This window comes from Pseudomonas sp. BNK-7 (genome assembly GCF_048072025.1).
Taxonomy (GTDB): domain Bacteria; phylum Pseudomonadota; class Gammaproteobacteria; order Pseudomonadales; family Pseudomonadaceae; genus Aquipseudomonas; species Aquipseudomonas danubii.
This window is the reverse complement of sequence record NZ_CP182252.1, coordinates 4,302,581-4,328,982: the sequence shown is the minus strand read 5'-3', so window position 1 is coordinate 4,328,982 and position 26,402 is coordinate 4,302,581. Positions and strand designations below refer to the sequence as shown.

At 63.4% G+C, this 26,402-nt stretch carries 23 protein-coding genes; 9 read left to right on the top strand and 14 right to left on the bottom strand.

Features of this window, described 5'->3' with window-relative positions:
• Positions 1–19: 19 nt before the first annotated feature.
• The 4 genes from praB to ACMGF8_RS20055 all read right to left on the bottom strand — a co-directional run bounded on the left by praB (position 20) and on the right by ACMGF8_RS20055 (position 3,922).
• Positions 20–511 (bottom strand): alkane oxidation protein activator PraB, encoded by a 492-nt coding sequence (gene praB / locus ACMGF8_RS20070; protein ID WP_102865103.1) that lies wholly within the window; start codon positions 509–511, stop codon positions 20–22.
• 207 nt (positions 512–718) lie between these two features.
• Entirely contained in the window at positions 719–1,210 is a 492-nt protein-coding gene (praA, locus tag ACMGF8_RS20065) for an alkane oxidation protein activator PraA (RefSeq protein ID WP_102865104.1), read from the bottom strand.
• A gap of 145 nt (positions 1,211–1,355) precedes the next feature.
• Positions 1,356–2,633 carry an alkane 1-monooxygenase gene (locus tag ACMGF8_RS20060; RefSeq protein ID WP_102865105.1) on the bottom strand — a complete coding sequence of 426 codons (1,278 nt, stop codon included), beginning with the start codon at positions 2,631–2,633 and terminating at the stop codon, positions 1,356–1,358.
• Positions 2,634–2,926: 293 nt separating this feature from the next.
• Positions 2,927–3,922 (bottom strand): alpha/beta fold hydrolase, encoded by a 996-nt coding sequence (locus tag ACMGF8_RS20055; RefSeq protein WP_207167874.1) that lies wholly within the window; start codon positions 3,920–3,922, stop codon positions 2,927–2,929.
• Positions 3,923–4,187: 265 nt separating this feature from the next.
• Between ACMGF8_RS20055 and ACMGF8_RS20050 the strand changes: the two genes are divergently transcribed.
• From ACMGF8_RS20050 to ACMGF8_RS20035, 4 genes are all read left to right on the top strand, one after another.
• A complete protein-coding gene (locus ACMGF8_RS20050) occupies positions 4,188–5,756 on the top strand; it encodes a flavin-containing monooxygenase (protein WP_102865107.1) in 1,569 nt (522 codons plus the stop codon).
• On the top strand, positions 5,743–6,642 hold the full coding sequence (locus ACMGF8_RS20045; protein WP_102865108.1) for an SDR family NAD(P)-dependent oxidoreductase: 900 nt from the start codon (positions 5,743–5,745) through the stop codon (positions 6,640–6,642). The genes ACMGF8_RS20050 and ACMGF8_RS20045 overlap by 14 nt, the downstream gene beginning before the upstream one ends.
• Positions 6,643–6,680: 38 nt before the next feature.
• The gene (locus ACMGF8_RS20040) at positions 6,681–7,523 is read left to right on the top strand and encodes a metal-dependent hydrolase (protein ID WP_102865109.1); all 843 of its coding nucleotides are present in this window, start codon (positions 6,681–6,683) and stop codon (positions 7,521–7,523) included.
• A gap of 112 nt (positions 7,524–7,635) precedes the next feature.
• The gene (locus ACMGF8_RS20035) at positions 7,636–8,430 is read left to right on the top strand and encodes a type 1 glutamine amidotransferase domain-containing protein (protein ID WP_115579993.1); all 795 of its coding nucleotides are present in this window, start codon (positions 7,636–7,638) and stop codon (positions 8,428–8,430) included.
• A gap of 75 nt (positions 8,431–8,505) precedes the next feature.
• Here the strand turns inward: ACMGF8_RS20035 and ACMGF8_RS20030 are convergent, their stop codons facing one another.
• The 5 genes from ACMGF8_RS20030 to ACMGF8_RS20010 are packed head-to-tail and all read right to left on the bottom strand — an operon-like array spanning position 8,506 to position 12,947.
• The gene (locus ACMGF8_RS20030; RefSeq protein ID WP_102865111.1) at positions 8,506–9,270 is read right to left on the bottom strand and encodes an ABC transporter permease; all 765 of its coding nucleotides are present in this window, start codon (positions 9,268–9,270) and stop codon (positions 8,506–8,508) included.
• Positions 9,270–10,469 carry an ABC transporter substrate-binding protein gene (locus ACMGF8_RS20025; RefSeq protein WP_115579992.1) on the bottom strand — a complete coding sequence of 400 codons (1,200 nt, stop codon included), beginning with the start codon at positions 10,467–10,469 and terminating at the stop codon, positions 9,270–9,272. The genes ACMGF8_RS20030 and ACMGF8_RS20025 overlap by 1 nt, the downstream gene beginning before the upstream one ends.
• Complete coding sequence (locus ACMGF8_RS20020) at positions 10,435–11,274, bottom strand: ABC transporter ATP-binding protein (RefSeq protein ID WP_115579991.1); 840 nt, start codon at positions 11,272–11,274, stop codon at positions 10,435–10,437. The genes ACMGF8_RS20025 and ACMGF8_RS20020 overlap by 35 nt, the downstream gene beginning before the upstream one ends.
• Positions 11,271–12,338, bottom strand: coding sequence for an acyl-CoA dehydrogenase family protein (locus ACMGF8_RS20015; RefSeq protein WP_115579990.1), 1,068 nt, complete (start codon positions 12,336–12,338; stop codon positions 11,271–11,273). The genes ACMGF8_RS20020 and ACMGF8_RS20015 overlap by 4 nt, the downstream gene beginning before the upstream one ends.
• Before the next feature lie 48 nt (positions 12,339–12,386).
• Positions 12,387–12,947: a carboxymuconolactone decarboxylase family protein gene (locus ACMGF8_RS20010; protein ID WP_416757004.1), complete on the bottom strand. Its 561-nt coding sequence runs from the start codon at positions 12,945–12,947 to the stop codon at positions 12,387–12,389.
• A gap of 104 nt (positions 12,948–13,051) precedes the next feature.
• Here ACMGF8_RS20010 and ACMGF8_RS20005 point away from each other — a divergent pair, with 104 nt between their 5' ends.
• The gene (locus ACMGF8_RS20005; RefSeq protein WP_102865116.1) at positions 13,052–13,963 is read left to right on the top strand and encodes an AraC family transcriptional regulator; all 912 of its coding nucleotides are present in this window, start codon (positions 13,052–13,054) and stop codon (positions 13,961–13,963) included.
• Positions 13,964–13,980: 17 nt separating this feature from the next.
• On the opposite strand, the gene ACMGF8_RS20000 is transcribed toward ACMGF8_RS20005, so the two are convergent.
• From ACMGF8_RS20000 to ACMGF8_RS19980, 5 genes are read right to left on the bottom strand one after another with little or no spacing between them, the layout of a single operon-like run.
• Positions 13,981–14,652: a methionine ABC transporter permease gene (locus ACMGF8_RS20000; protein WP_115579989.1), complete on the bottom strand. Its 672-nt coding sequence runs from the start codon at positions 14,650–14,652 to the stop codon at positions 13,981–13,983.
• The gene (locus ACMGF8_RS19995; protein WP_115579988.1) at positions 14,649–15,626 is read right to left on the bottom strand and encodes a methionine ABC transporter ATP-binding protein; all 978 of its coding nucleotides are present in this window, start codon (positions 15,624–15,626) and stop codon (positions 14,649–14,651) included. Before ACMGF8_RS19995 ends, ACMGF8_RS20000 begins: the two co-directional genes overlap by 4 nt.
• The gene (locus ACMGF8_RS19990) at positions 15,623–16,432 is read right to left on the bottom strand and encodes a MetQ/NlpA family ABC transporter substrate-binding protein (protein ID WP_102865119.1); all 810 of its coding nucleotides are present in this window, start codon (positions 16,430–16,432) and stop codon (positions 15,623–15,625) included. The genes ACMGF8_RS19995 and ACMGF8_RS19990 overlap by 4 nt, the downstream gene beginning before the upstream one ends.
• A gap of 29 nt (positions 16,433–16,461) precedes the next feature.
• A complete protein-coding gene (locus ACMGF8_RS19985; protein ID WP_207167866.1) occupies positions 16,462–17,499 on the bottom strand; it encodes an isopenicillin N synthase family dioxygenase in 1,038 nt (345 codons plus the stop codon).
• 42 nt (positions 17,500–17,541) lie between these two features.
• Positions 17,542–17,757, bottom strand: coding sequence for a TOBE domain-containing protein (locus ACMGF8_RS19980; RefSeq protein ID WP_102865121.1), 216 nt, complete (start codon positions 17,755–17,757; stop codon positions 17,542–17,544).
• 224 nt (positions 17,758–17,981) lie between these two features.
• Between ACMGF8_RS19980 and ACMGF8_RS19975 the strand changes: the two genes are divergently transcribed.
• The 4 genes from ACMGF8_RS19975 to ACMGF8_RS19960 all read left to right on the top strand — a co-directional run bounded on the left by ACMGF8_RS19975 (position 17,982) and on the right by ACMGF8_RS19960 (position 26,368).
• Positions 17,982–18,803, top strand: a complete 822-nt coding sequence (locus tag ACMGF8_RS19975; RefSeq protein WP_102865122.1) for an aldo/keto reductase — start codon at positions 17,982–17,984, stop codon at positions 18,801–18,803.
• Positions 18,804–19,007: 204 nt separating this feature from the next.
• Positions 19,008–21,842 carry an ATP-binding protein gene (locus ACMGF8_RS19970; protein ID WP_102865250.1) on the top strand — a complete coding sequence of 945 codons (2,835 nt, stop codon included), beginning with the start codon at positions 19,008–19,010 and terminating at the stop codon, positions 21,840–21,842.
• Positions 21,829–23,019 carry an EAL domain-containing protein gene (locus ACMGF8_RS19965; RefSeq protein WP_102865123.1) on the top strand — a complete coding sequence of 397 codons (1,191 nt, stop codon included), beginning with the start codon at positions 21,829–21,831 and terminating at the stop codon, positions 23,017–23,019. Before ACMGF8_RS19970 ends, ACMGF8_RS19965 begins: the two co-directional genes overlap by 14 nt.
• Positions 23,020–23,128: 109 nt before the next feature.
• Positions 23,129–26,368 (top strand): ATP-binding protein, encoded by a 3,240-nt coding sequence (locus ACMGF8_RS19960; RefSeq protein ID WP_416757003.1) that lies wholly within the window; start codon positions 23,129–23,131, stop codon positions 26,366–26,368.
• Positions 26,369–26,402 lie beyond the last annotated feature (34 nt).

Below are 26,402 nucleotides of genomic sequence, written 5' to 3'. Positions count from 1 at the left end.
GGCTGAAGTCAGATCAACTTCAAGGGGTTACGGTGAAGGCTGGGTTCGGCTTGACGCTCAACGCCGTGATTTTGCAACTGCCGACGGATTGCGCCGAAGGAATGCTCAGGGTGTTGGTGGCGTTGTTCCAAGTGGCGTTGATGGTCACCGGCGTGCTGCTGCAGTTGGAGAGGATCTTGAAGTTGACCCCGGTCACGGTGCCCGCGGTAGCGCTGGAGGCGGTCAGGGTCCAAGGCAGGTTCAGCAGAACCGGCACGCCGCACAGCGAGTTGCTACCGCTGACGGTGGCGCCGGTGATCGAGGCATTGGAGCCGTCGGCCGCCACGGTACCGGTGAAGTTGATGTTGCAATTGACCGGAATCCCAAACGATGCCGGCGAAGACACCGAGATGGTGCCCGGTGCCGAGAAGGACGCACCGGCAGGTGCAATGGTGGCAGCGTTGGCCATCGACGCGGCGCCCAGGCAGATGGCGAAAGAAGCTACGGATACCAGAGTCTTGATGCTTTGCATTGTTGTTTTCCTCAAGATTTAGGCAACAGGCAGTTGCCAGGGGGTTATCAGCCTCGCCAGGGTGTCGATGACGCCATCGGCTCTCCAGTTCGACCGAATTCGGTGCTGGAGCACGCTATGGCGATACCGACCGGGCTTGAGCTGCCGGCGCTTTCGGACTACTTGATCGCACGTTCATCAGCGTCCCTCCATGGAATCTGTTGTGACTCAGGGCGCAACCCGGAACGTGGGCGGCATCTGGATCGATACGGTCTTGATGGTGCAGCCGCCCTCAAGGCTGACCTGGGTCGCCTCCAGCTTGCCGGTGCGGTTGTTCCAACTGCCTTCGGCGGTGCTCGGCCCGCAATCGCCGCCCACCAGGGGGGCGTGTACGGTGACCTGGATGCCGGACATGGCGCCGCTGGTTTCATCCTTGGCAATCAGCTTCCAGGGCAGGTGCGTGGCTTCCACCTGGCCACACTTGAGGCCGCCGCTGAAGTCGACTTTCTCGACGCTGGCGAAGCTGCCGTCGGGGCTGACCTTGCCGCTGACCTGGATGGTGCAGTCGGCATTGATGATGCTTTTGGCGAAGCTGATGGGCCCTTTGGCGGTGAACTCGGTGTTGGCCGGCTCGATGCGCGCCGCATCGGCGGCGCCCATCAGTGACACACCCAGCATGACCACGAACAGACGGGCAGCGAGCAGAGGTGAAATAGACATCCGTGACTTCCTTACAGTTGCTTATTGTTGTTGTCGGTCAACGTGTTCAAGGACTTCTGTATTCGGGGCTCACCCTTCAAGCAGGCAAACGCAGGCGGTTCACGGGCACTTGAAGGAGTGAGCGGTCCAACTAAAGAGCGGTGTCTCAATCGGTGTCGGTGAAACCGTATTGCTTGAGCAGTTCGGCACGCTTGGCCGGATGCAGGTTGGCCAACCGCACATCCCCCGAGTAATGGGCCAGGACCCGGTGGTCCATCAGTCGCCGCCAGAGCGCCGGCACATAGGCCCAGACGATCATGGTGGCGTAGCCATAGGGCAGTTGCGGGGACTCGTCGAAGTGGCGCAAGGCCTGGTACGAACGGGTCGGGTTGGCATGGTGGTCAGAGTGACGCTGCAGCTGGAACAGGAAGATGTTGGTGACGATGCGGTTGCTGTTCCAGGAATGGCGTGGCGAGCAGCGCTCATACCGGCCGTTGGGCTGTTTCTGCCGCAGCAGACCGTAGTGCTCGACGTAGTTCACCACTTCCAGCAGGGAGAAACCGTAGATGCCCTGGATCACCAGGAAGGGAATCACTGCCGCGCCGAGCCAGGCGATCAGCACGCCCCAAAGCACCACGCTGTACAGCCAGGCACTGAGCACGCCGTTCTTCCAGTGCAGGGTCGGCAGTCCGAGCTTGTGCAGGCGCTCGCTTTCCAGGTGCCAGGCCGAGCGCAGGCTGAACCACACGGTGCGCGGCAGGAAACTCCAGAACGACTCGCCAAGGCGCGAGCTGGCCGGATCTTCAGGGGTCGCCACGCGCACGTGATGGCCACGGTTGTGTTCGACGAAGAAGTGCCCGTAGAAGGTCGAGGCCAGGGCCAGCTTGGCCAGGAACTTGGCCATCCCGCGGTTCTTGTGCCCCAGCTCATGGGCAATGTTGATGGCGATACCGGTGGCGGCACCGGTGGACATGGCCATGCCCAGGTAAGTGAACCAGCCGACGCTGCCATGCAGTTGCGCACGTTCGGTCAGAAAGGCCGCGAAACTCGCCAGGCTGCCCTGCAGGTGCAGCTGTTCACTAAGCTGCAACAAGCCACCGGCCAGGATCCAGTCGACCCCCTTGATGGCCATCCAGGCGGTGACTACCAGGGACACCACCGAGAGCACGGCGCAGCTGTAGACGATGAAACGGTAGTAGGGTTGTTTTTCCAGATCGGGAACCGCGGACTCCGGCGGGTTGCTGGCGTCCTCTCCGAGCAGGCCGTCAATCAGGGGAATCAGGCCGAAGATCACCACCACCCCGCTCCACCAGAACACCTGGACACCGGTGGTCAGTGCGAACAGGCCTGCGAGCAAAGGGGTGATCATCGGCAAGGTGCCCAGCCACCAGAGGTGACGCTTGCCATCGGTCCAGACGCCGGGTGCCGCCACGGAGACAGTCATGGCAGCCTCCGCAGGATGGCCGTCGGCAGGGATGCCATAGAGAACAGCGCGACGGCGCTGTACGGAGCGTGAACAGACGAAAAAACAAAAGCGTGAAATGGCGTTATTTTCATTATTTTAATCGCTCAATTGCACTTTCAAAAAAAACATTCAAAACATTTTTTTAAAAAAATAGCTCGGGTTCGTTAGCTCGTCAACTATTTTCTCGGTCTGTTTTGAATGTCGCCCGTGAAGCCTTTACAGCTGCTGCCAGAGTCGTTGCGCGACGATCGCAATCACCACCTACAACGCCCCTAGCCTGCTCGGGATGCCGCGAACGGCGGGCGCAGCACGGTGGCGCTGCGCTGCGGTGCGGCTTGTGCAGCAATGTGCTCGACCATGGCCACCACTCGCTCGACGGCGCTGATGGGCAGCATGTGCCCTCGACCTGGAACGATCTCAAGTTGCAGCCCCGGCACCTTGCCCACCATGGCCTCGCCATGCCGGCGGCAATTGAGTATCGAGTCCGCCGAACCATAGATCAGCCCCACCGGCAGCTTCAGGCTGGGGTAGCGCTTGACCATGCCCGGCAAGGCGCGATTGACCACCGCGATCTCGCTGGAGGCGTTATAGAAGTTGTCCGAACGCATCCCCAGCAAGCCGCCGCCACGCTCGGCGAAGTCCTCGGGCACCGGGTCCGGGGCGAATATCGCCTTCACCAGACCGCGACGACCGAGCATCGCCATGGGCGCCGCCAGGGTCAGGGACATCCAGCGACGCAGGAAGGCCGGACGTACTCCAAGGGACAGGAACACCCAGGGCAGCATGCGTTGCGGATGAGTCAAGGGCGCCACCAGGATCAGCCCGGACACCGATTGCGGATGATCCAGCGCCAAAGACAAGGCCACGGCGCCGCCCAGGGAATGCCCGAGTACCAGCGGCTGCCTCAGGTCCAGGGTGCGAATGAACTTGGCCACCAGACTGGCCTGGGCCGGCAGGTCCGCCGCCGCACCGCGGGCCCGCGTGGAATAGCCTGAGCCGGGGCGGTCGAGGGTGATCACCCGGAACCGTTCACGCAACTGCGGCGCCAGGGAGTGGGTCAGGTTGCGACCGCAACCGGACAGGCCATGGATCATCAGCAGTGCCGGGCCGCGGCCCTCGTCGGTGTAGTGCAGGCGTTCACCGCCGACTTCGAGAAAGCGCCCGTTGATCGGCACCTGGCGTTCGATCCTGCGGTTGATACGCAAGCTCACCACCCAAAGCACCGCGCTGACCGCCAGAAATACCGCCGCCGCTACCAGCCACTGCATAACCCGTCCCCTCAGCTTCCCTGCGCCGCGCTGCAGGACCAGGATGATCCGCCGCAGTGGCTGTCGCCTTGGCCCGGTAGCGCCTGTGGCGTCTCATCCCGGCTCCGGATGAGCCCTGCAAGATCCACAAGCGAATGGCGTAGGTGACTTTTTCAGGTGATTTATTTAAATTAATTTTTAAAACATTATTTTAAATTGTGCAATCCTGAGGTTTCACTCACCGACGAAAGTCACCCCAAGCATCACCACAATCGAGGTACACACCATGAATGCGTACTCGCCACCCAACGACCCCGAGGTCGTTGACATCGCCATCATCGGCGCCGGCTTCGCCGGGCTGTGCATGGCGATCAAGCTCAAGCAAGCCGGGCTGCAAGACTTCCTGGTCGCCGAACAAGCCGCGTCCCTGGGGGGCACCTGGCGCGACAATCACTACCCCGGCTGCGCCTGCGACGTGCAATCCCACGTTTACTCCTTTTCCTTTGCGCCCAACCCGAACTGGACCCGGCAGTTCGCGCCCCAGGCGGAAATCCGCGAGTACCTGGAGAACTGCGCCAGGGACTTCGCCCTGGCGCCCTTTCTGCACTTCAACATGGGCCTGGAGCAGGCGGTCTTCGATGAGGTTTCAGAGCGCTGGCAACTGAGGTTCGGCAATGGCCGCAAGGTCAGCGCGCGGGTGCTGGTGTCCGGCATGGGCGGCCTTTCGCGTCCGGCGATCCCGCAGATTCCCGGCCTGGACACCTTCACCGGCAAGCGCTTTCACTCCCAGCAGTGGGACCATCGCTACTCCCTGCAAGGCAAGCGCGTGGCGGTGATAGGCACGGGTGCCAGTGCCATTCAGTTCGTCCCGAAAATCGCTCCCCGGGTGGCGCAGCTCAAGCTGTTCCAGCGCACCCCGCCGTGGATCATGCCCAAGCCCGACCGCCCGCTCAGCGCGGCGGAACGCTGGGCCTTCAAGCACCTGCCCTTCACCCAGCGGCTGGTGCGCTCGGCGCTGTACTGGGCCCTGGAAAGCCGGGTGATCGCCTTCGCCCGCAGGCCGAAACTGATGAGAGTGGTACAGCGCGTGGCCCTGCGGCACCTGCGCAAGCAAGTCGCCGATCCGCTCCTGCGCCAACGCCTGACGCCCGACTACACCATCGGCTGCAAGCGCATCCTGATTTCCAACGACTACTACCCGGCCCTCTCCCGAGGCAATGTGGGGGTCATCAGCGATGCCATCCAGCGCATCGACAGCGATGCCGTGATCACCGCCGACGGCACCCGCCACCCGGTGGACTGCATCATCTTCGGCACCGGTTTCCAGGCCACCGACCCGATTCCCCAGGGCCTGCTCTTCGGCCGTCGGGGCCAGGACCTGATGGATGCCTGGTCCGGGGGCGCCCATGCCTACCTCGGCACCTGCCTGCCGGGCTTTCCCAACTTGTTCATGATCGTCGGCCCCAACACCGGTCTTGGGCACAACTCGATGATCCTGATGATCGAGGCTCAGGTGGACTACATCCTCAAGGCCCTGGAACGGATGCGCCTGGACGGCATCGCCAGCCTGGAGGTCAAGCCCCAGGTCGAGAGCCAGTACAACCAGCGTCTGCAACAGCGCCTGGCCGGGGCCATCTGGTCCACCGGCGGTTGCCGCAGCTGGTACCTGGACCCCCGCAGCGGCCAGAACACCACCCTCTGGCCCGGCTCTACCTGGAGCTTCAGGAAGACCGTGCAGCACTTCCAGCTCCAGGACTACCTGACCACTCACCTGCTCCACCCCGGGACTGCCGCCACGCCGGCCGCAGCGCGCCCGTTGAACCTGCAAGAGGCCGCCATCGATGAAAAATTTTAACGGTAAAGTCGCGGCCATCACCGGCGCCGCATCCGGCATGGGTCGTGCCCTGGCCATTGCCCTGGCCCGCGAGGGTTGCCACCTGGCCCTGGCCGACAAGAACCCCCAGGGACTGGCCCAGACCGTGACCCAGGCCCGGGCCGCGACCTTGCTGCCATTGCGCATCAGCAGCCAGGAACTGGACGTCGGCGACCGCCAAGCGATGTTCGCCTGGGCCGCCGCCAGCGCCGCCGAACACGGGCAGATCAACCTGATCTTCAACAATGCCGGCGTGGCCCTGTCCAGCACCGTGGAAGGTTCGAGCCTGGCGGACCTGGAGTGGATCGTCGACGTCAATTTCTGGGGCGTGGTCCACGGCACCCAGGCCTTCCTGCCCTACCTCAAGCAATCCGGCGACGGCCACATCATCAACACCTCCAGCGTCTTCGGCCTGTTCTCCCAACCGGGCATGAGCGGCTACAACGCCACCAAGTTCGCCGTACGCGGCTTTACCGAATCCCTGCGCCAGGAGCTGGACCTGCAAGGCAACGGCGTCTCTGCCACTTGCGTGCACCCGGGCGGCATCCGTACCGATATTGCCCGCAGCAGCCGCATCAGCGACAACGTCAAGGGCTTCCTGATCGACAACGAACAGCAGGCCCGGGACGACTTCGAAAAGCTCTTCATCACCGGCGCCGAAACCGCCGCCAAGGTGATCTTGCACGGGGTGCGCAAAAACAAGCGCCGGGTGCTGATCGGGCGCGATGCGCACTTCCTCGATCTGCTGGTGCGTCTGCTGCCCGGCGCCTATCAGGCCCTGGTGGTGTGGATCAGCCGGCGCATGGCGCCCAAGCCGGGCCAGGAACGGCCGGCAGTCTACGAGGCCCAGGACGAGCGCGGCCTGTAGCGCCGCGTACCCATTTCATGTCTAGAGGAGCGCCAGCCATGCTGCCCATCCGCCGCGACATCCAGGTCGAACTGCCTGCCGAACGTGCCTGCGACTGGCACGAACAAGGCAGCCACGTGAGCCACTTCTTCAATGCCCTGTCCCTGCTGTTTCCTGCCGGCGAGCTGTTCTTCATGGACAGCGTGCGCCATTACCGCGAGCAGATTCACGACCCCGAGCTCAAGCGCGAGATCCAGGGGTTCATTGGCCAGGAAGCCATGCACAGCCGCGAGCACGTGCGCTACAACGACTTGCTGCAGGACGCCGGGCTGCCGGCCCATTTGCTGGATCGGCGGCTGCGGATGATCCTCGACTTCCAGAAAAAGCACTTTCCTGCGGCCTTCAACCTGGCCATCACTGTGGCCCTGGAACACTACACGGCGATCCTTGCCGACCTGCTGCTGCGCGACCCCAGCCGCTTCGGCGATTCGGTGGAAGGCTACCGGCAGATGTGGCTGTGGCACGCCCTGGAGGAAACCGAACACAAATCGGTGTCCTACGACGTCTTTAACAGCGTGCTCAAGCCCGGGCCCAAGCGCTACCTGATCCGCACCGGGACCATGCTCTTCACCACCCTGACCTTCTGGCTGGTGGTGTTCGACTTCCATGTGCGGATGCTCATCGCCGACCGCCGTCGCGGTGGCCACTGGCGCGGCCTGTGGCAGGTGATCAAGTACCTCTACGGTCCCAAGGGCGTGTTCCCACGCATCGCCCTGCCCTGGCTGCAATTCTTCAAGCCGGGCTTCCATCCCTGGGACCACGACAACCGCGAGCAGCTGCAACGCATCGACGGCCTGGTGCAAGAGATCGAACGCACCCGCGCCGCCGTGGCGGCCAAGTGACCGGCCAAGTGGGCAGCCGTGACACGCGGCAACAGCGGCGTGCCATGAGCGCCTGCACGCACGCCAGGGGCTGCTAACCTGCAGCGCACCCTTTGTGCTGCGAGCGCGCGCCATGATCCTGATCCTGCTGCCCCACGCCGACTACGACCCCACCGAAAGCAGCCTGCCCTGGCAGGCCGCCAGGGACGCGGGCTTTGACGCGCAATTCGCCACGCCCCTGGGGTTCCCGGCCTACGCCGACTCGCGCCTGGTGAGCCTGGGCTTCGGCCCACTCAATCCGCTGTTGATGACCCCCGCTGCCGACCTTGAGCACTACCACAGCATGACCCGCGACCCGGCGTTTCTCAGCCCCCTGAACTATGCCGACGTCGATCCGCAAGCCTTCGAGGGCCTACTGATTCCGGGCGGGCATGCCCGGGGCATGCGCAGCCTGCTGGAGTCCGCGGATGTGAGGCGAATCATCCTGGCGTTCTTCAAGGCCGACAAACCCGTGGCCGCGGTGTGTCACGGCCCACTCGCGCTGGCCCGCTGCATCGACCCCGACAGCGGGCGCTCGGTGCTCTACGGACGCAAGGTCACCGCCCTGCTCGCAGGCCCCATGGAACTGGCGGCCTGGATCGTCACCGCGCCGTGGCTGGGGCGCTATTACCGCACCTACGACCACAGCGTCGAGCACGAGATCAAGCAGGTACTGGCCAGCCCGGCGGATTTTCTTTCCGGGCCCTGGCTGCCGCGCCGGGATTCAGCGCAGCACCCCGAGCGCGGCTTTGTGGTGCGCGACCGCAACCTGCTGACCGCGCGTTGGCCGGGAGACTGTCACCGCTTTGCCGAGGAGTGGGTGAACCTGCTGCAAGAGGCCCGTCAGGCCCAGGTTCAGCCGGAGCAGAGCAGCGCTGACCCGGCTTGAAGGCGTGGCGACACGCACGACTGTCTCCATGACCTGTTCGCCGACAAGCCGGCGCCTGCGGGAAAGGGAGCCGGATCAGGCATGGGACCAGCGTCGGTGCAGGCCACGGGCCAGGGCGTCGAGGGCAAACCCCAGCACGCCAATCAACAGCACCATGGCCATCAGTTCCGAGTAGGCCAGGCGGTCCCGGGTGTCGAGGATGAAGTAGCCCAGGCCGGCGCTGACACCGAGCATTTCGCAAGGCACCAGGACGATCCAGAGGATGCCGATGGACAGTCGCACCCCGGTCAGGACATGCCCCACCACCCCGGGCAAGATCACCTTGCGCAAGGTTTCCCAGCGGGTGGCGCTGAGGCTGCGGCTCAGTTGCAGCCAGCGCGGGTCCAGTTGACGCACGCCGGCCGCGGTGTTCAGCAGGATCGGCCACAGGGCGGCAAACGCCAGGAGGAAGTAGATCGGTTGGTCCCCTACCCCCATCAGCATCACCACCACGGGCATCCAGGACAGCGGCGAGATCATCCGCAAGAACTGGAACGCCGGGGTGGTCGCCGCCTCCAGGTGCCGGTAGCTGCCCACCAGCAGACCCAGGGGCACACCGATCAGCAAGGCCAGGAGCAGCCCGACCAAGATGCGCTTGAGGCTCACCAGCACATGCTCATACAGCTCGCCGCGCCCCAGCAGTTCCACCAGGCTGGCGAAGGTCGCCTCGGGGGAGAAACGCGCCGCCAGGCCATTGCCGCCTCCCAGCAGGTGCACCCCCAGCCACCAGCCCAGCAGCAGGCTCAGCAGCCCCGCCAGGCCCAGGACCCAATGGCTCAGGGAGGAAGGTTGCTTGCCCATCAAAGACCAAACTCCTCGCTGCGTTCGAAGCTGTCCGCCAGGCCGAACGCCTTGAGCCCGCCCACTGCGGCGATGGCGTTGCGCACAAAGCGATCGTCCACCAGGTCCTGGGCGGTGTGCACCGGGTCGAGGTTGGCGAGAAAGCCCTTGTCGCCCTCGATCAGGGTGTCCTTGAGGCGCTTGACCAGTTCCTCGGTGTAACTGGGAAACGGATACGGCTGGAAGTCGATGCGCGACTCGTCCCAGTGGCTGTGCTGGATCGCACCGCTGGCCAGGTAGGCCTCGCGGTCGCTGGCCGCCGGCGCCAGCACTCGATTGAGGACCTGGGGCGCATGGGGCGTGTAGCGATTGCTGCCGTCCTTGGACAGCAACTGCGCAGCCTCCGCGCGGTTATCCCGGGTCCAGAGCTGAGCCTTGACGATGGCGTTGACCACTTTCTGCGACCACTCGGGGCGCTGGTTCAGGTCGTGCTCATGCATGAACACCACACAGCAGGCGTGATTGCGCCAGACGTCCCCGGTAAAGCGCTGCACCCGCCCCACCTTGAGCTCTTCGGCCAGGGCGTTGAAGGGCTCGGCGACGATGTAGCCGGCAATGCGCTGGCTGGCCAGGGCCGGCGGCATGTCCGATGGCGGCAGCACCAGCAGGTTGACCTCGTTGGCCCCCAGGGCGCTGCCAGCGGCCTTGCTCACCGGCACCAGGCCGTTGTCGCGAAACAGTTGCTGCACCACCACGTTGTGGATCGAGTACCAGAACGGAATCGCCACCGACTTTCCCGCCAATTGCTTGATCTCGGTAATGCCCGGGGCCACGGTCAGGCCGGAGCCGCCGACATGGTTCCAGGCCACCACCTTGGCCGGCACCCGGCTGCCATAGCGGGCCCAGACGGTCATCGGCGACAGCAGGTGAATGACATTGACCTGCCCGGAAATGAACGCCTCGATCACCTGCGCCCAGCTGCGCAGCAGCACCGGGCGTTCGGCCTTGATGCCCTCGGCCTCGAACAGGCCGTTGTTGTGGGCCACCAGCAAGGGCGTGGCGTCGGTGATCGGCAGGTAGCCGATGCGTACCGGCGCATCCGGCTCCTGGGCAGCGCGGGCGTGCAGGCTGTTGAGCAGCGGCAAGGCGCCGCCGGCGGTCAGCAGCGCGCTGAGTTTGAGGAAGTCACGACGCGTGTGAGTGAAGTCGTCCAGGCACATGGTCAATCTCCGACGGTGCAGGCAATGGGGAATTAAGGGGGTTGCGGCTCGCCCGCCGAAGGGTTTTGAGAATCTCGATACGCAAGGCGCCCAGCTCCTCGATCCGTTCGGCACGGGGCGCCGGCAGGTCGATGTGCCACTGGCCGAGGGTGCGCGCCGGGCTGTTACCCAGTAGCAGCACCCGATCGGACAACAGCAGGGCTTCGTCGATGTCGTGGGTGATCAGCAGCGCGGCCGTGCGGTGCTGGCCGATCACCTTGAGCAGCAGTTGCTGCATGTCGGCCCGGGTCACCTCGTCCAGGGCGCCGAAGGGTTCGTCCAACAGCAAGACTTGCGGCTGCCGGGCCAGGCAGCGGGCCAGGGCGGTGCGCTGGGCCATGCCGCCGGAAAGCTGGGCCGGGTACTGTCGACGGGCATGGTCCAGGCCAACGGCGGCGATGGCGTGGTCGATACGGGCCTGACGCTGCGTCTGGCTCAAGTGCGGCTGGCGGGCAAAATCCAGGCCGAAGGCGACGTTGTGCTCCAGGGTCAGCCAGGGCAACAGGCTGGGGTCCTGGAAGGCCACCGCGACCCGAGGATGGGGACCGCTGAGCACTTCTCCCAGCAGGCTGACCTGCCCCTTGTTGGGCTGCTGCAGGCCGGCCAGGACCCGCAACAGGCTGGACTTGCCGACACCGCTGGGGCCGAGGATGGACACCACCTCACCGGCTTGCAGTTGCAGCTCGAAGTCTTCCAGCACCACGTGCCAGCCCTCGGCCCCGGGATAGCCCAGGCTGATGTTCTGCGCATTCAACAACGGGCTCATGCTGCGTTACGCGCCTGGCGCTGCAGTTCGGCACGCAATTGCACCAGGCTTGGCGTGACGATGGGCACAAAGGCCGACTCGCGCCAGCGCCGGGCAAAGCCGCTGCCGAATTCATTCAGGTAGGCCTTGCCCCCACTGGCCTGCAACTCCAGTTGCACGGCGTTGGCAGTGGCCTCGGCCAAGGCGATGCGCACCCGGAACAGCGCTGCGGGCTGGGTCAGGAAACGCCCGTCGAGCAGACCCTCCTTGAGTTCGGCAACGGTCTGTTCCAGGTGCTGGCGCTGCTCATGCAACGGCTCCATGAGAATCGAGCGGGCACCCTGGACATGGCTTTGCACTTCGCTAAGAGCCCGGCGCGCCAGGCCGATGGCCAGGGCACATTGCAGACCGAGAAAGGCCGGGCGCACGGCTGGCAGGAAGACTCGGGCGTCCTCGTGCAGCAGCCAGTCTCGCGGAACCTGCACCTGACTCAAGTCCAGGGCCGCGGTGTTGCTCGATTGCAGGCCCATCAGTTGCAGGTCGTCGGAGCGCTGCAGCCCGGGCAAGGCATCGGGGAGTGCCAGGATAAAGGGCGCACCGCCCTCCTCGTGCTCGATGGCCGCCGCCACCACAAAACCGCTCTTGCGCAGGTTGGTGACCCAGTGCAGGCGGCCGTTGAGGCTCCAGCCCTGGCCCTGGTCCCGCGCCTTGACTTGCAGCGCCTCGATCCCGGACAGGAACTTCATGGCGTTGGACAGCCCGGTGGCCCCGGCCAGCTCGCCACTGAGCAACGAGGGCAGCAAGCGCTCGCGCAGCGCCTGGTTGGGACTGTGCAGCAGGTATTCGATAAAGGCCCGCTGGCCCCAGAACACGAAGGCGGCCGCCAGGGAGTGACTGGCCACCGCGGCCATGACTTCCAGGGCATCGGTCAGGTCGCCGCCGCTGCCTCCCAGTTCCTGGTCGATGCCGACCCGCAGCACGTCGGCCCCGGCCAGTCGAGCGAGTACCTGCTGAGGATCGCAGTGACCCTGGTCCAGCGCCTGGGCCTGGGCATCCAGCCATTCACTCAAGTGCGCACTGAGCATGTGGTTTTCTCCTTGAAGGGGGCGCCGTTGGATAACCGGCGCCTTGAATCATTGACCTTGGGCCGACCAGCGATACTGGGCCAGCTCGGGGTTCAGTTCGGTCCCGGCGAACACATTGGCAAAATTGCACAGGGTCGCCAGGCTGATGCCCAGGATCACTTCCAGGGCGTTGCCTTCGCTGTACCCTGCGGCCTTGAACCGGGCATAGCCCTGGTCGCTGACCTTGCCCCGGGTGGCGATCACTTCCCGGGCGAAGGCCGCCAGGGCTTCCAGACGGGCCTCGGGCAAGTTGCTCTGCTCACGCAGGGCGCTGACCACCGGGTCCGGGAGTTTGGCCTTGTTCAGGGCCACCGCGGTATGACCTGCGACACAGAAATCGCAGCCATGGGTGGTGGCGGCGATCAACTGCACCACCTCCCGCTCCGCCAGGCTCAGATCAGCCTTGGCGTTGAGGCCCGAGACCGTGACGTAGGTCTCCAGGGCGGCCGGGGCGTTGGCCAGGATGCCCAGCAGGTTGGGAATGTAGCCGGAATTTTTCAGGGCATTTTCAAGAAATGGCCGGGCGGCTTCTGGGGCGCTGTGCAAGGTGTGTAGAGTGACGCGGGACATGGAGTGGACTCCTGGTATGTAAGTGTGCGTCAAGTCTGTTGGTTATAAGAATTCCGATCCATATTCTAAAGTAGCGATTACTTGCTCCTGAGTGTTTCCCTTAGATGATTTCATCAAGCCCCTTGGTTGATTGGTTATTAGAAGGCCTGGAACTGGATGCCAGCCTGTTTCATGTCGGGCGTTACTGCGGTGGCTGGCACGCCAGCACTCAGGGGCTGGCCCGGGCCAGTTTTCACCTGATCGTCCAGGGCCATTGCTGGCTGCACATCGATGGCGTGCCCGAGGCGCTGCGCCTGGACGCCGGGGATGCGGTGTTTCTGCTACAGGACCTGGGCTATCGACTGTCCAGCGCCCAGCAGTCCGCAGTGGCGCAACAACTGCCGCGCATGGCCATGACGGCCCTGGATTCCAGCGCCCAGGATGGCGTGGGCCTGGTCTGCGGCTTCTTCCACTTCAAGTCGGGATTGTCTTCGCTGATCATCGACGGCTTGCCGGGCTGGCTGATCCTGCGGGCCGGCGATCCGTCCCTCAGCGCCGCCCGCGCACTGTTCCAACTGATTCTCGACGAGTGCCAGCGCACCCCGGCACCGTCCTCGGCCTTGCTGGAGCGCCTCAGCCACCTGCTGTTCCTCTATGTGCTGCGCCAACAGGTCAGCGACAACCAGGACCTGGGCGGCCTGGTGGCCCTGGCTCGGCACCCGGGATTCGCCCCGCTGCTGGAACAGTTGATCCAGCAGCCCGGCCAGCCCTGGCCCCTGGAAAGCATGGCGGCCCTGACCGGGCTGTCGCGTTCGGCGTTCTTCAAGCGTTTCAATGAACTGGCCGGGCAGTCCCCGGGACAGGTGCTGCTGGCCCTGCGCATGCGCCATGCCTGCCAGTTGCTCAAGGCCAACCAGACCGTGGAACAGGCGGCGGCGAGCGTGGGTTATCAATCCATCGCCGCCTTCACCCGGGCCTTCACCAAGGCCGTGGGCCTGCAGCCCGGGGCCTATCGCAAGCAGCATGAAGGGCGCTGAGTCGCACCGCACAGGGTTTAACGGCGGTGCGCCAGGGAGCGCACCAGCCTGTCGCCGGCGCTCTGTACTCCCTGCACCAGCAACACCAGGACCAGCACCGTGGCCACCATGATCTGGTTGTTGAAACGCTGATAGCCGTAGCGGATCGCCAGGTCGCCCAGGCCTCCGCCGCCGATGACCCCGGCCATGGAGGAGAAGCCGATCAGCATCACCAGGGTCAGGGTCAGCCCCGCCAGCAGTGCCGGCAAGGCCTCCGGCAGCAGCGCCTTGAAGATCACATGGCCGATATGCCCACCCATGGCCAGGATCGCTTCGATCCGTCCCTTGTCCACCTCATCCAGGGCGTTCTCGACGATCCGTGCAAAAAATGGAAAGGCACCGATGGTGATGGGCACCACCGCTGCGGTGCTGCCCAGGGTAGTGCCTACCACCAGCCGGGTCAGGGGAATCAAGGCGATCAGTAGCACCACAAAGGGCAAGGAACGTCCCAGGTTGACCAGGGTGCCCAGCAGGCGATTGATCCGCGGCATGGGGCGCAGGCCGCCCTTGCGGCTGACGAACAGCAGCACGCCCAGAGGCAGGCCGATCAGCACCGTGAACAGCGAGGCCAGGAGCACCATGTACAGGGTTTCGCCAGTGGCGCTTATCAGCAGTTGCGCCAGTTCCTGCCAATCAATAGTGCGGTTCACAGGCGTTCACTCCGGATGCCTCGCTGGGCCAGGGCCGTCAGCAGTTGCTGGAATTTTCCGTGGTCGGCACCGGCGGCAGCGATGCGCAGGCGCCCTACCCGCCGGCCGCCCACCGACTCGACCCCGCCGGCCAGCACCTTGAGTTCCAGCCCCTGCTGGCGACTCAGTTGCGCAAGCAGCGGCGCGGCACGCTGGTTGTCGAAAAATGTCAGCTCGGCCTCGGGCTGGCTGCCGTTGAACGGCAGGTTGTAGCCCGGCAGCAAGGCGCGACCCAGGGCCGATTGCGGGTCCGCAAGCAATTGGGCAATCGCACCGCACTCCAGCAACCGGCCCTGGGCCAGGGAAGCGGCATGGCTGCAGATGGATTTGACCACCTCCAATTCGTGGGTGATCAGCACGATGGTCAGCCCCAGCTCGCGGTTGATTTGCGCCAGCAGTTGCAGGATCGAGGCGGTGGTTTCCGGGTCCAGGGCGCTGGTGGCTTCATCCGAGAGCAGATAACGGGGACCGGCGGCCAGGGCTCGGGCAATGCCTACCCGCTGCTTCTGGCCACCGGACAGTTGGGAAGGAAAGGCCTGGGCCTTATCACTCAGCCCCACCAGATCCAACAGTTCCAGGACCCGGGCTTGTCGCTGCGGTTTGCCCAGGCCGGCGATTTCCAGGGGCACGGCGACGTTGTCCTGCACCGTGCGTGAATGCAGCAGGTTGAAGCCCTGGAAGATCATGCCGATGCCCTGGCGCTGCCTGCGCAGTTGGCCTTCGGATAGCGTGCCGAGGTCCTGGCCATCGATCAGGATGCGCCCGCTGCTGGGGCGCTCCAGCAGGTTCAGGCAACGCAGCAGGGTCGACTTGCCGGCACCGCTGCGGCCGAGAATGCCGTAGACCGCGCCGTCGGGAACCGTCAGTGACACCCGATCCAGGGCCGGCGGCTGGCCTTCGCCATAGACCTTGCTGACCTGCTCCACCTGGATCATGGCTGGCGGCCCGCGACCGGGATCACCGAGCCCTTGTAGGACTCGGTGATGTACTTGGCCACTTCAGGAGAACCCAGGTCCTTGGCCAACTGCCGAATGCGTGGGTCGTCCTGCAGTTGGGGGGTGGTCACCAGGATATTGGCGTAGGGGTTGTGTTCGGCCTGCTCCAGCCCCAAGGCATCCTTGGCTGGCACCAGGCCCGCTTCCAGGGCGTAGTTGCCGTTGATCACCGCCAGGTCGACATCTTCCAGGGCCCGGGGAATCTGCGGTGATTCGATTTCCAGAATCTTCAACTGCCTGGGGTTGTCGGCGATGTCCTTGGGGGTGGCCTGGTCACGGGCCGGATCGCTGAAGCCGGGCTTGAGGCGGATCAGCTGGTAACTCTGCAACAGGTACAGGGCGCGGCTCAGGTTGGTGACATTGTTGGGCACCGCCACTGTGCCGCCCTGTGGTACCTGATCGAAGCTCTTGTGCCGCTGGGAGTAGATGCCCAGGGGTTCGATGTGCACGCTGGCGGCCACCGCGAACGGCTGGCCCAGGGCCTGTTCCTGGGACTTGAGATAAGGCAGGTGCTGGAAGTAGTTGGCGTCCACATCGCCGTGGGCCAACAACTCATTGGAGTTCACGCCGTTGGGAATCTCGATGATCTGCAACGCCAGTTGCGGGTCGAGCTTTTGCACATAAGCGAGGATCTGCGCGTGGGGTACCGGGTCTGCCGCGACCCGCAACGGCTGTGCGGCAACCGCCGGCAGGAGGTGACCCAGGCTGGCCAGCAGCGCCAGGGCAAACAGGTTCTTGTTCAACATGGTTATGTCCTTGGGTCGGCGAATCGGGGTCAGGCACTCAGGGCCTTGGGGACCAGGGCATCGGGGTAGAAGCGCTGGGCGACATCGGGGTGGGAACGCAGGCGGCCCTTGAGGTAGTTCCAGCCCACTTCACGAAACAATGGATTGTCCGGATCGCTGGCCGGGCCCCGGGCTTCCTGCAACAGGGCTGCAGGCAAGGGGTACAGCGGCACGCGGGCGTCCAGTTGGGCGCCGAGGAAAAAGGCAATCGACAAGCGATCGCGGTCCGCCGGTGGCGAGAGCACCCGGTGCACCGTGGCCCGCAGGTAGCCGTGGGTGGCCAGTTCCAGTAGCTCGCCGATGTTTACCACCAGGGTGTTGTCCCTGGGGAGTGCGTCGATCCAGCGGCCCTCTTGCACTTCCACCTGCAGACCGGCCTGCTGGTCCTGCAGCAAAAAGCTGAGGAATCCGGAATCCTTGTGGGCGCCTACGCCCTGGTTGCTTTGTCCCGGGGCGCGTCCGGGATAGCGGATCAGCTTGATATGTTCATTGGGCCGCTCGCCGTACAAGGGATCGAAAGCATGCTCCGGCAATGACAGGGCCTGGGCAAAACCTCGCAGCAGGCGCAGCGACATGCCGGTCATTGCCTGCTGCCACTCCAACAACAGGGGCTTGAAGTGCGGCAACTGTGCCGGCCACTGATTGGGACCTTGCAGGCGGGCCCAGGGTGGACTTTGCGGGTCCAGCGGCAAGGCCTGGCGTTCGGCACCCAGGTCGAACTGCTCGCGCAGGTCCGGCTGGCCTCGGGTGATCTCCGAGGCCGCGCGGTTGTAGCCGCGAAAATGCGGCGAGTGGATCATGCCCACCGCCGCCTTGTCGGCGTCGGGCAAGGCAAAGAAGGCCCGGGCCTGATCCTGCACCCGACGCAGCAGGTCACTGTCGATGCCATGCCCGGTGAGGTAGAAGAACCCGACATCCCGCGCCGCCTGGCGCAGGCTCTGGAGAAAGGCCTGGCGCTGCTCCGGGCGCCCCTCCAACTGGCTCAGGTCGAGCACGGGTAACGCGGTGATATCCAGCGAGTGCGGCATGTTTCACTCCCCTGTGAATTGATGACGTCCGAGGCGCGTGTCTCAGAGCTTGGCGATGGACACTTCAGTGGACTTCACGAAGGCGATCACTTCACTGCCGATCTTCAGTTCCAGGTCGCGCACCGAGCGGGTGGTGATCACCGAGGTGACAATGCCCGAAGCGGTCTGCACGTCGATTTCCGAAACCACCTGGCCCTCGTGGATCTCCTTGATCACGCCTTTGAACTGGTTGCGTACGTTGATCGCTTGAATGGTCATGCTGAAAATTCCTCTGCTGGCACCGGACTCTGGAATTGAGCGGCTGGTGACAAACATGCACCTTTAGCCAAAGCCTTCAAAGGAATAAATAATTAGAATTTTATTCTTTTTAGGAATATATGATTTCCGCCCTCGCCCTGGGCTTGGCAGGCCTTGACCACCGCCCAAGGCTTTGTTTCCCTGTGCCCTCCCCATCCGACTCGCTACAGATCCCAGGAGGCAGCATGCGCACGCTCGAGCTCGCGGACACTCAGGTTCCGGTCATTGGCCAGGGCACTTGGCGCATGGGTGAGGATCGCCGGCAGCGCGATCAGGAAATCGCCGCGCTGCGCAGTGGAATCGAGCTGGGCATGACCCTGATCGACACCGCGGAGATGTACGGCGAAGGCGGCGCCGAGGAGGTGGTCGGCCAGGCCATTGCCGGGCGCCGCGATCAGGTGTTCCTGGTGAGCAAGGTGTATCCCCACAATGCCAGTCGCAAGGGCCTGCCTTTGGCCTGCGAACGCAGCCTGCAACGCCTGGGTACCGAGGTCATCGACCTGTATCTGCTGCACTGGCGCGGACAGTATCCGCTGGCGGAAACCGTCGAGGCCTTCGAACGGCTGCGCGAAGCGGGCAAGATTCGCCGCTGGGGGGTCTCCAACTTCGACGTGGCTGACCTGGAGGAACTGGATGCACCGGCCTGCGCCACCAATCAAGTGCTGTACAACCTGGAGTCGCGGGGTATCGAGTTCGACCTGTTGCCCGCCTGCCAGCAGCGACGGATGCCGCTTATGGCCTATTGCCCGATCGGCCAGGGTGGCGCCTTGCTGGCCGAACCGGTATTGCAGCAGATTGCCCGGAACCACGGGGTTACCTCAGCCCAGGTTGCCCTGGCCTGGTTGCTGCGCCAGGACCAGGTGCTGGTGATTCCCAAGGCAGTGCGCCCGGCGCACCTGCGGCTCAACGCCCAGGCCGGTGAACTGCAACTGGAACCCCAGGACCTGCAAGCCCTGGATCAAGTGTTTACTCCGCCCCGGCGTAAACAGCACCTGGAGATGGTCTGAAACCGCTGTAACGGAATAAGAAACTCTCGATTTCAGGAAAATTTACAAAAGACTAGTTGCAAGAAAATGGCTGAGAGGAAAGTTGCTGTTTCAGACGAACAACTAAGTTCCAGATAAACATAAACACCACAAAGCTACTTTGCACCCAGCTATTTAAGAATTGTCTGATCCCTGGTTGGCATGCCCCACAATTACAGTTGGCGGATGAGATTAAAAAGCTACCTGCATCAGATCAATCCCCTTTTTTCCAGTCCTGAAGCAGCCCGTCGGCTGCTTCGTGTCGTGGCGCTGATTTTTTTGATCGGCCTGCTGGGTGCCGTTTACAACTTCTTGCGTTCAAGTATCAGCAACGAGTTGTCACAACGGCGCAGCTACATGAGCAGCGCCATTGCCGAAGCCCAGACTTTCTTCACCAGCCGTGAAGCCCTGCTGGAAAGCCTGAGCCTGTCCGCCGTACACAAATCCCGGCAGAACGAGGCCTACGAGCCCAGTGCCGACGCGGCGGAGGAAATCCACTTGCATCTGGGTGGGCCACAGGGAAACCAATGGTCGATCTGGCTTACCCAGCGCATGCGCGACTATCTCAAAAGCAAACAGCTGAACCTGCTGTATGTCTCCGGCGGCGAGCCATCCCAAGTGCAACGGCTGTTCAGTACCCAGCCTGAATCGGCGTATCTGCCCGGACCGCTGCTGGCCAAATTGGCCACGCTGAAGTTCTCCGAAGTCCCGCCGGGTGAAGAGTTGTGGCTGATGGATCACTCCTCGGGCACTGCCCAGCTGTACATTTTCACCCGCCTTGACGAGCGCTACGCCAACTCTGGCTGGCTGGGTCTGGAGATGGACGGCAAGAGTGTCTCCGCGGCCCTCAGTGACCAGAGCGCCGGGGATTTCATGATGTTCAATTCCCAGGGCGGGCTGATTTTCAGCAGCACCCCCAGCGCACAACTGAGCGAGGACGTGCAGCAGGTCAAGGGCGGCAGCTTCTTTGGCTTTCTCGGCGGCCGCTGGTGGCCCGACCATCTGGTGATCCGCAAGCAACTGGGGTCATCGGACTGGCAACTGGTGTACTCCTTCGACCTGCACAATCTGCTCAAGAGTCTTTGGCCGCAATTGTTTGTAGCCTTGCTCATCAGCCTGTTCGGCATGGCACTGATCGGCTTCTTGACCCACTGGGTCGAGGTGCGCCTGATCGCTCCAGCGCTGGACCGGATCCAAGCCTTGATCGAAAGCGAAGCTTTCAGTCGCGACGTGATCCAGATCGCTCCGGTAGCCCTGTGCGTGCTGCGCCGCAGCGATGGCCGGGTGGTGCTGGAGAACACCCTGTCTCAGCAATGGCTGGGCAATGGCACCGAGCGCGATCAACTCTGTGCCGGCTGGATCGAACAGGCCTTCGATCCCAGCCGCCCCAATAGTTCGGATTACTTTGAAACCGCCGATGGCCGCCATCTCTATCTCAGCTCGGCACCGACCCGCTATAACGGCGAGGACGTGCTGTTCTGTGCCTTCAGCGATATCAGCGCACGCAAGCAGATCGAAGCGGCCCTGGAAGAAGCCAAACGCCTGGCCGATACCGCCAACGAAGCCAAGACGCTGTTCCTGGCCACCATGAGCCACGAGATCCGCACACCGCTGTACGGCGTGCTCGGCACCCTTGAGCTGCTCTCCCGAACCCACCTGGACAACCAGCAGAGGGATTACCTGCGGGCCATCGAAGGCTCCTCCGGTACTCTGCTGCAACTGATTTGCGACGTGCTGGATGTGTCCAAGATCGAGGCCGGGCAGTTGGCCCTGGAGCTCAGTGAGTTCTCCTCCCTGGATCTGGTGCACGAGATCATCCAGGGCTATGCCGCTGCCGCCCACGCCAAGGGACTGCAGTTCTATGCTTGCGTGGACCCGCAGTTGCCGGAAATTCTTCTTGGTGATGTCACACGGATCCGCCAGATCCTCAGCAACCTGCTGAACAACGCAGTCAAGTTTACCGACTCAGGACGTATCGTCCTGCGAGTCCGAGTGGACAGTCGTGACGGCGAACGCAGCAACATCCTCTGGCAGGTATCTGACACTGGCCGCGGCATCGCCCAGGACGACCAGGCGCTGATCTTCGAACCCTTCTACCAGACCGAAGGCAACACCAATGTCATCGCCGGCACGGGCCTGGGCCTGCCGATCTGCCAGCGCCTGACACAGTTGATGAACGGCAACATCCGCATGGTCAGCGAACTCGGACTGGGCAGCAGCTTTACCCTCACCCTGCCCCTGGAAGCCTGCCCCATGGTGTCCCACACCCCGCTGATCAGCCCGCTTTTGCCGGAGATGATCTATGTGGTGTCCCCGGTCCGCGAGCTGGCGGAATCCGTGGCCGGGTGGTTACGTCGCTGGGGCGCCCGGGCCCAGTTCAGCCTGCCCACTCAGTCGGATCGCAGCCGCGGCAACGTGCTGATCGAGCTGCACCCGGGGATCGTCGAACATCGCCTGGAGCCCGATTGGCAGGGCCCTCTGGTGCTCGCCAGTGGTGACGGCCACAACGAACCGCGGATCCGTGGCGGCAGCTGGCAGGTGAACACCAACAACCTGCGGGCGATCCACCAGGCGGTGAGCCAGGCACAGGGCGTCTGGGTGGCCCAGAGCGAGGAACATACCGACAGCCGCGAACTGAAAAAACTCAGCCTGCATGTGCTGGTGGCCGAAGACAACGTGATCAACCAGTTGATCCTCAAGGACCAGTTGGAGGAACTGGGCTGCAGCGTGGAACTGGCCTCGAACGGAGAAGATGCCTTGTCCATCTGGAGAAACGGGCACTTCGACGTGGTGTTGACTGATGTGAACATGCCGAAGCTCAACGGCTATGAACTGGCCAAGGAGCTTCGACGTCAAGGCTGTTCGATCCCGATCATCGGGGCGACGGCCAATGCAATGCGCGGAGAAGAAGAGCTCTGTCTTGCAGCCGGGATGAACCACTGCCTGGTCAAGCCCTTTGCACTAAGAGCGTTGTTCAACTATCTGGCGCCCTATGAAAGAGCCCCTCATGAAGTCCTGTAGCATTTTGATCGTCGAAGATCAGCCGTTTCAGTACATGTACCTGCAACACTTGTTCAACGAGCTGGGGCCTTACCAGCTGGAGGTCGCGAGCAACGGTTCCGAGGCTCTCGAACGTCTCAAGCAACGGCATTTCGATCTGGTACTGACAGATCTGCTGATGCCTGGCATGGACGGTGTGCAGTTCATCCAGGGTCTGGCCAAGCACCGCGTACGCCCGGCCCTGGCAATCATGAGTGCCTCTTCCCGGCGCATGTTGATGGGCGCCAGCCTGGTGGCTCGAAACCTGGGCCTGCGGGTCATAGGCTTGATTTCCAAACCCGTGAGCCTGGCGGCACTGCGCAACCTCACTGCGCAGCTACCGGAGCTGATCAGCAGCGAGCCGCCGCCAGCGATCTGGGTCGAGTGCAGTACCGAGACCCTGCAACACGCCCTGCGCAATTCGCAGATTCAAGCCTGGTTCCAGCCCAAGAAAGCTCTGAACAACGGCCGCATCGTCGCCGCCGAGGCGCTGGTGCGCTGGATGCACCCGCAACACGGCATGCTGTTGCCCTGCGACTTTCTACCGGAACTCACCGAGGCGGGACTCGAAGAGGAGCTGTTGTGGCTGATCCTCGAACAGGCTCTGGAAGCTCAGGTGCGCTGGCGGGAAGACGGCTATGACATTCCGGTGTCGATCAATCTGCCAACCCACCTGCTCAACAGCGCCGACCTGGCCGATCGACTGCATGACTTCGTGATCCAGCGCCAGGGCATACCCGGCAAGATCTGCTTCGAACTGATGGAGTGCTCCACTCCGGAACACATCAGCAACTTCTACGCCGGTGCCTGCCGCCTGCGCATCAAGGGTTTCGGCCTGTCCCAGGACGATTTCGGCAAGGGCTACAGCTCCTACATGAATCTGGTGTCGACGCCCTTTACCGAGCTGAAGATCGATCGGGCCCTGGTCCAGGGCTGCCACAACAACGAGGAAATCGCCCAGGCCCTGACCAGCATCATTGCGCTGGGCCGCCAACTGGGCCTGACAGTGGTCGCCGAGGGCGTGGAGAGCGCACAGGAACTGGCCCTGCTGCGCAAAATCGACTGCACCCAGGTGCAGGGCTTCCTGATTTCCCACGCGGTGTCCTCGCAACAGTTTCAACAGCTACTGGCCCAAGACGGACCAGCGACCCTGTACTAGCCGATGAGCCCTTTGCTCACCCACGCAACCTTCACTCATCGCTGACGGCCTTGCTTCAGAGAGAGGAATCTCGGAATCGAGGCCCTTATATGCATTTGGGAATTCAGTGATGAAATACCGCGACACCTTCCTGGAGAGTCTCAGTCGAAGCTCGATCCGGTTGAACAAGGGTCTGTTGATTCTCGCGGGCCTGGCGCTGCTGCTGTTCACCCTTCTCTACTGGGCCGCCCAACGCCTGATCAATGAACAGGACAGCACGGTAAAGCTGCATTTCACCGGACTGATGGAAAACATCCAGGAACAAGAGCTGTTCCTCCAGCGCCTGGCCAGCCACCCGTCCATACAGGCATTGCTGGCCGACGAACCCACTGCGCAGTATCTGCAGCAGCCCCTGCCCAGCGAGGAAAAAACCGCTTACGAAGGGCAACAAGCGCCCTATTCGACGCCTTTCAGCCTGAACTTCAATCACCAGCAACTGGCCTCCAGCGAGCTGCCCAAGGTGTTCGCCCTGGGCATGCACCTGTCGACGTTCTACGGTGCCTTCTGGTCCACCTCGCACTATCAAGCACCACGCACCTTCCTCTTCAACACCTTCGGTAACTTCGACATCAGCGTACCCGCAGCGCGGCACACCCGCGGCACTCCCTGGAACAGCGACATGCCCTACAGCAGCGTGGTGGATAGGGTCCTGCAGCACCTGGCGGTGAAGAACAACGACCTTCCGAACAATCAGGTCCACTGGGAGAAATACCATGTGCCGGCCTCGGCGCAGTTTTCCCCCAAGCTGCTGGCCTACATCAGCCTGCATGCAGGGCCGCAACAGTTGCGCACCCAGGGCACGCACGAGTCGATGGTGGTCGCCTCGCTGCTGAACCTGGACGACGTCAATAACATCGAACGCCTCATGAACTGGTCGATTTATGACGACTTCACCCTGATCGAACCTTCCGGCAGCGTCCTCACCGGCTCCCACGTCCGTGCCGACGCCCTGCATGAGGGCCTCAACTTCGGCTGGCAAGGAATGGCCTTCAAGGTGACGAGCCACACCCCGGCACTCTGGACCGGGATCTACAGCATCAGCTACAAGAGCTACTTCGGCTACGCCCTGTGGACCCTGGCCGGCCTGCTGACCCTGGCCCTGGGCGCCTTCTTCAGCGGCTGGGCCGCCAGTCGCTGGTATCGCAACAAGGTAGTGACGCCGGCGCAACTGGCGCACCAGAGCATTGCCGAGAGTGAAGCCTTCAGCCGGGTGGTACTCGACACCGCGCCCACGGGCCTGTGTGTGGTGCGTCGGGAAGACTTCAAAGTGCTGCTGGAAAATCGTCAGGCCGAACAATGGCAAGGCACGACAAAACTGCTGGCCCTGCTGCAGCAGGACCAGCGCTTGATGGACAACGACGAGACCAGCCTCGATGTCGACGGACGCCATTTGCAGATTGGCCTGGTCTCGACCCGCTACCAGGGCCAGGAGGTGCTGCTCTGCACCTTCAACGACGTCACCCAGCATGTCGAGGACGCCCAGGTACTGGAACAGGCCAGGCGTTCGGCGGACGCGGCCAACGAAGCCAAGACCCTGTTCCTCGCCACCATGAGCCACGAGATCCGTACCCCGCTCTATGGCATGCTCGGCACCCTTGAACTGCTGGGCCTGACCCAACTGGATCCGCGCCAGAGCGATTACCTGCAAACCATCCAGCGCTCCTCCAGCACCTTGTTCCAACTGATCAGCGACGTTCTCGACGTCTCCAAGATCGAATCCGGGCAGATGAGCATCGACCCGGAGGCGTTCTGCCCCCTGGACTTGGTGGAAGATGCCTTGCACGCCTACGCCGCCTTTGCCGAACGCCGCGGGCTGCTGTTCTACGCCTGCATCGACCCGAGCCTGCCGGACCTGATGCTGGGGGACGCCAACCGTATCCAGCAGATTCTCAGCAACCTGCTGAGCAATGCGATCAAGTTCACCGATTGCGGCCGGGTGGTACTGCGCGTCCGGGTACTGGAGCAGGACGCCCGCCAGGCCAGCATCGAATGGCAGGTCACCGATACCGGGATTGGCATCTCGCCCTTGCAGCAACCCCAGTTGTTCGACCCCTTCTATCAGGTCCGCGACGCTTCCAGCGAAGCCGGGGCCGGGCTGGGTCTGACGATCTGCCAGCGCCTGAGCGACATGATGGGCGGGCAGATGCAGGTCATCAGCGAGCCAGGGCTGGGCAGCAGCTTTTCCCTGCGCCTGACCCTGCAACGCCTGCCGGGGACCTTGTCGGGAGCCGAGCCACTGCCCGAAGGGCCGCCTGTGTATGTCCGCGCACCGGTGCCGGAACTGATGAAAAGCACATGCGACTGGCTCAACCGCCTGGGGGTCCAGGCCTATCCGCTGCCCACCAGTTGGGATGACAACCCCCAGAGCAGCGTCCTGATCGACATGCTGCCCCGGGACGCCCAGCCCACCTGGCCCGGCCCCTGCGTCAGTGCCAGTTCCAGCGGTCGTTGGCACGGCAGCAGCTTGCAGCCGGCGCACTGGGAGGTCGACGCCCACGACATCCGAGCCATCGCCCAGGCCGCAGCGCTGGCCCGCCTGGGACAGCCGCTGCATCTGGCACAGCGCGAAGCCGACACCTTGCAAGGCCTGAACCTGAACATCCTGGTGGCGGAAGACAACCCCATCAATCAGGCCATCATCAAGGAGCAGCTGGAGGCCTTGGGTTGCCAGGTAACCCTGGCGGCCAATGGTGAGCAAGCCCTGGAACAGTGGCTGCCGCACCGGTTCGACATCGCCTTGACCGACGTCAACATGCCGGTCATGAACGGCTACGACCTGGCCAGAGAGTTGCGTCTGAGGGAGCCGGAACTGCCGATCATCGGCGTCACTGCCAACGCCTTGCGCGAGGAAGGCCGCCGTTGCCTGGCTACCGGAATGAACAGCTGGATCGTCAAGCCCATGAGCCTGCAGACCCTGCGGGGGCAATTGTCGAAACTCTGCCAGGTGCCCGGCAAAAGCGCCCCGCTCGCTGCCAGACCTGGGTTGCGAAGCGAAAACCGGCCCGTGTCACCGCACCCCGTCAGAGACCGAATTCAGGTCTCGGAGCGGATGCGACCGCTGTTTCTCAGCACCATGCACGATGACCTGCAACGGCTGGCCAAAGCCCTGGAAACCGGCTCCGGCAAGGCGGCGGCCGAGCGTCTGCACAGTATTGCCGGGGCCATGGGGGCGGTGCAGGCCGGGGCGCTGGCCAGGGCCTGCGCCGAACTGGAGTGCCAATTACTGGAAAGCACCCTGAGCCCGACACTAGTAGCTCAAGTCAGGCAACTGATGCAGCACTTGTCGGAACTCCTGTTGCCCCTTGAATAATGAGTGGCAGGGTTTAATGTACCGTCAGTCTCAT

Excerpts from the sequence above, each read along its gene's own strand:
- praB (WP_102865103.1), bottom strand. The coding sequence starts at position 511 with ATGCAAAGCATCAAGACTCTGGTATCCGTAGCTTCTTTCGCCATCTGC.
- praA (WP_102865104.1), bottom strand. The coding sequence starts at position 1,210 with ATGTCTATTTCACCTCTGCTCGCTGCCCGTCTGTTCGTGGTCATGCTG.
- ACMGF8_RS20060 (WP_102865105.1), bottom strand. The coding sequence starts at position 2,633 with ATGACTGTCTCCGTGGCGGCACCCGGCGTCTGGACCGATGGCAAGCGT.
- ACMGF8_RS20055 (WP_207167874.1), bottom strand. The coding sequence starts at position 3,922 with ATGCAGTGGCTGGTAGCGGCGGCGGTATTTCTGGCGGTCAGCGCGGTG.
- ACMGF8_RS20050 (WP_102865107.1), top strand. The coding sequence starts at position 4,188 with ATGAATGCGTACTCGCCACCCAACGACCCCGAGGTCGTTGACATCGCC.
- ACMGF8_RS20045 (WP_102865108.1), top strand. The coding sequence starts at position 5,743 with ATGAAAAATTTTAACGGTAAAGTCGCGGCCATCACCGGCGCCGCATCC.
- ACMGF8_RS20040 (WP_102865109.1), top strand. The coding sequence starts at position 6,681 with ATGCTGCCCATCCGCCGCGACATCCAGGTCGAACTGCCTGCCGAACGT.
- ACMGF8_RS20035 (WP_115579993.1), top strand. The coding sequence starts at position 7,636 with ATGATCCTGATCCTGCTGCCCCACGCCGACTACGACCCCACCGAAAGC.
- ACMGF8_RS20030 (WP_102865111.1), bottom strand. The coding sequence starts at position 9,270 with ATGGGCAAGCAACCTTCCTCCCTGAGCCATTGGGTCCTGGGCCTGGCG.
- ACMGF8_RS20025 (WP_115579992.1), bottom strand. The coding sequence starts at position 10,469 with ATGTGCCTGGACGACTTCACTCACACGCGTCGTGACTTCCTCAAACTC.
- ACMGF8_RS20020 (WP_115579991.1), bottom strand. The coding sequence starts at position 11,274 with ATGAGCCCGTTGTTGAATGCGCAGAACATCAGCCTGGGCTATCCCGGG.
- ACMGF8_RS20015 (WP_115579990.1), bottom strand. The coding sequence starts at position 12,338 with ATGCTCAGTGCGCACTTGAGTGAATGGCTGGATGCCCAGGCCCAGGCG.
- ACMGF8_RS20010 (WP_416757004.1), bottom strand. The coding sequence starts at position 12,947 with ATGTCCCGCGTCACTCTACACACCTTGCACAGCGCCCCAGAAGCCGCC.
- ACMGF8_RS20005 (WP_102865116.1), top strand. The coding sequence starts at position 13,052 with ATGATTTCATCAAGCCCCTTGGTTGATTGGTTATTAGAAGGCCTGGAA.
- ACMGF8_RS19995 (WP_115579988.1), bottom strand. The coding sequence starts at position 15,626 with ATGATCCAGGTGGAGCAGGTCAGCAAGGTCTATGGCGAAGGCCAGCCG.
- ACMGF8_RS19990 (WP_102865119.1), bottom strand. The coding sequence starts at position 16,432 with ATGTTGAACAAGAACCTGTTTGCCCTGGCGCTGCTGGCCAGCCTGGGT.
- ACMGF8_RS19985 (WP_207167866.1), bottom strand. The coding sequence starts at position 17,499 with ATGCCGCACTCGCTGGATATCACCGCGTTACCCGTGCTCGACCTGAGC.
- ACMGF8_RS19980 (WP_102865121.1), bottom strand. The coding sequence starts at position 17,757 with ATGACCATTCAAGCGATCAACGTACGCAACCAGTTCAAAGGCGTGATC.
- ACMGF8_RS19975 (WP_102865122.1), top strand. The coding sequence starts at position 17,982 with ATGCGCACGCTCGAGCTCGCGGACACTCAGGTTCCGGTCATTGGCCAG.
- ACMGF8_RS19970 (WP_102865250.1), top strand. The coding sequence starts at position 19,008 with ATGAGATTAAAAAGCTACCTGCATCAGATCAATCCCCTTTTTTCCAGT.
- ACMGF8_RS19965 (WP_102865123.1), top strand. The coding sequence starts at position 21,829 with ATGAAGTCCTGTAGCATTTTGATCGTCGAAGATCAGCCGTTTCAGTAC.
- ACMGF8_RS19960 (WP_416757003.1), top strand. The coding sequence starts at position 23,129 with ATGAAATACCGCGACACCTTCCTGGAGAGTCTCAGTCGAAGCTCGATC.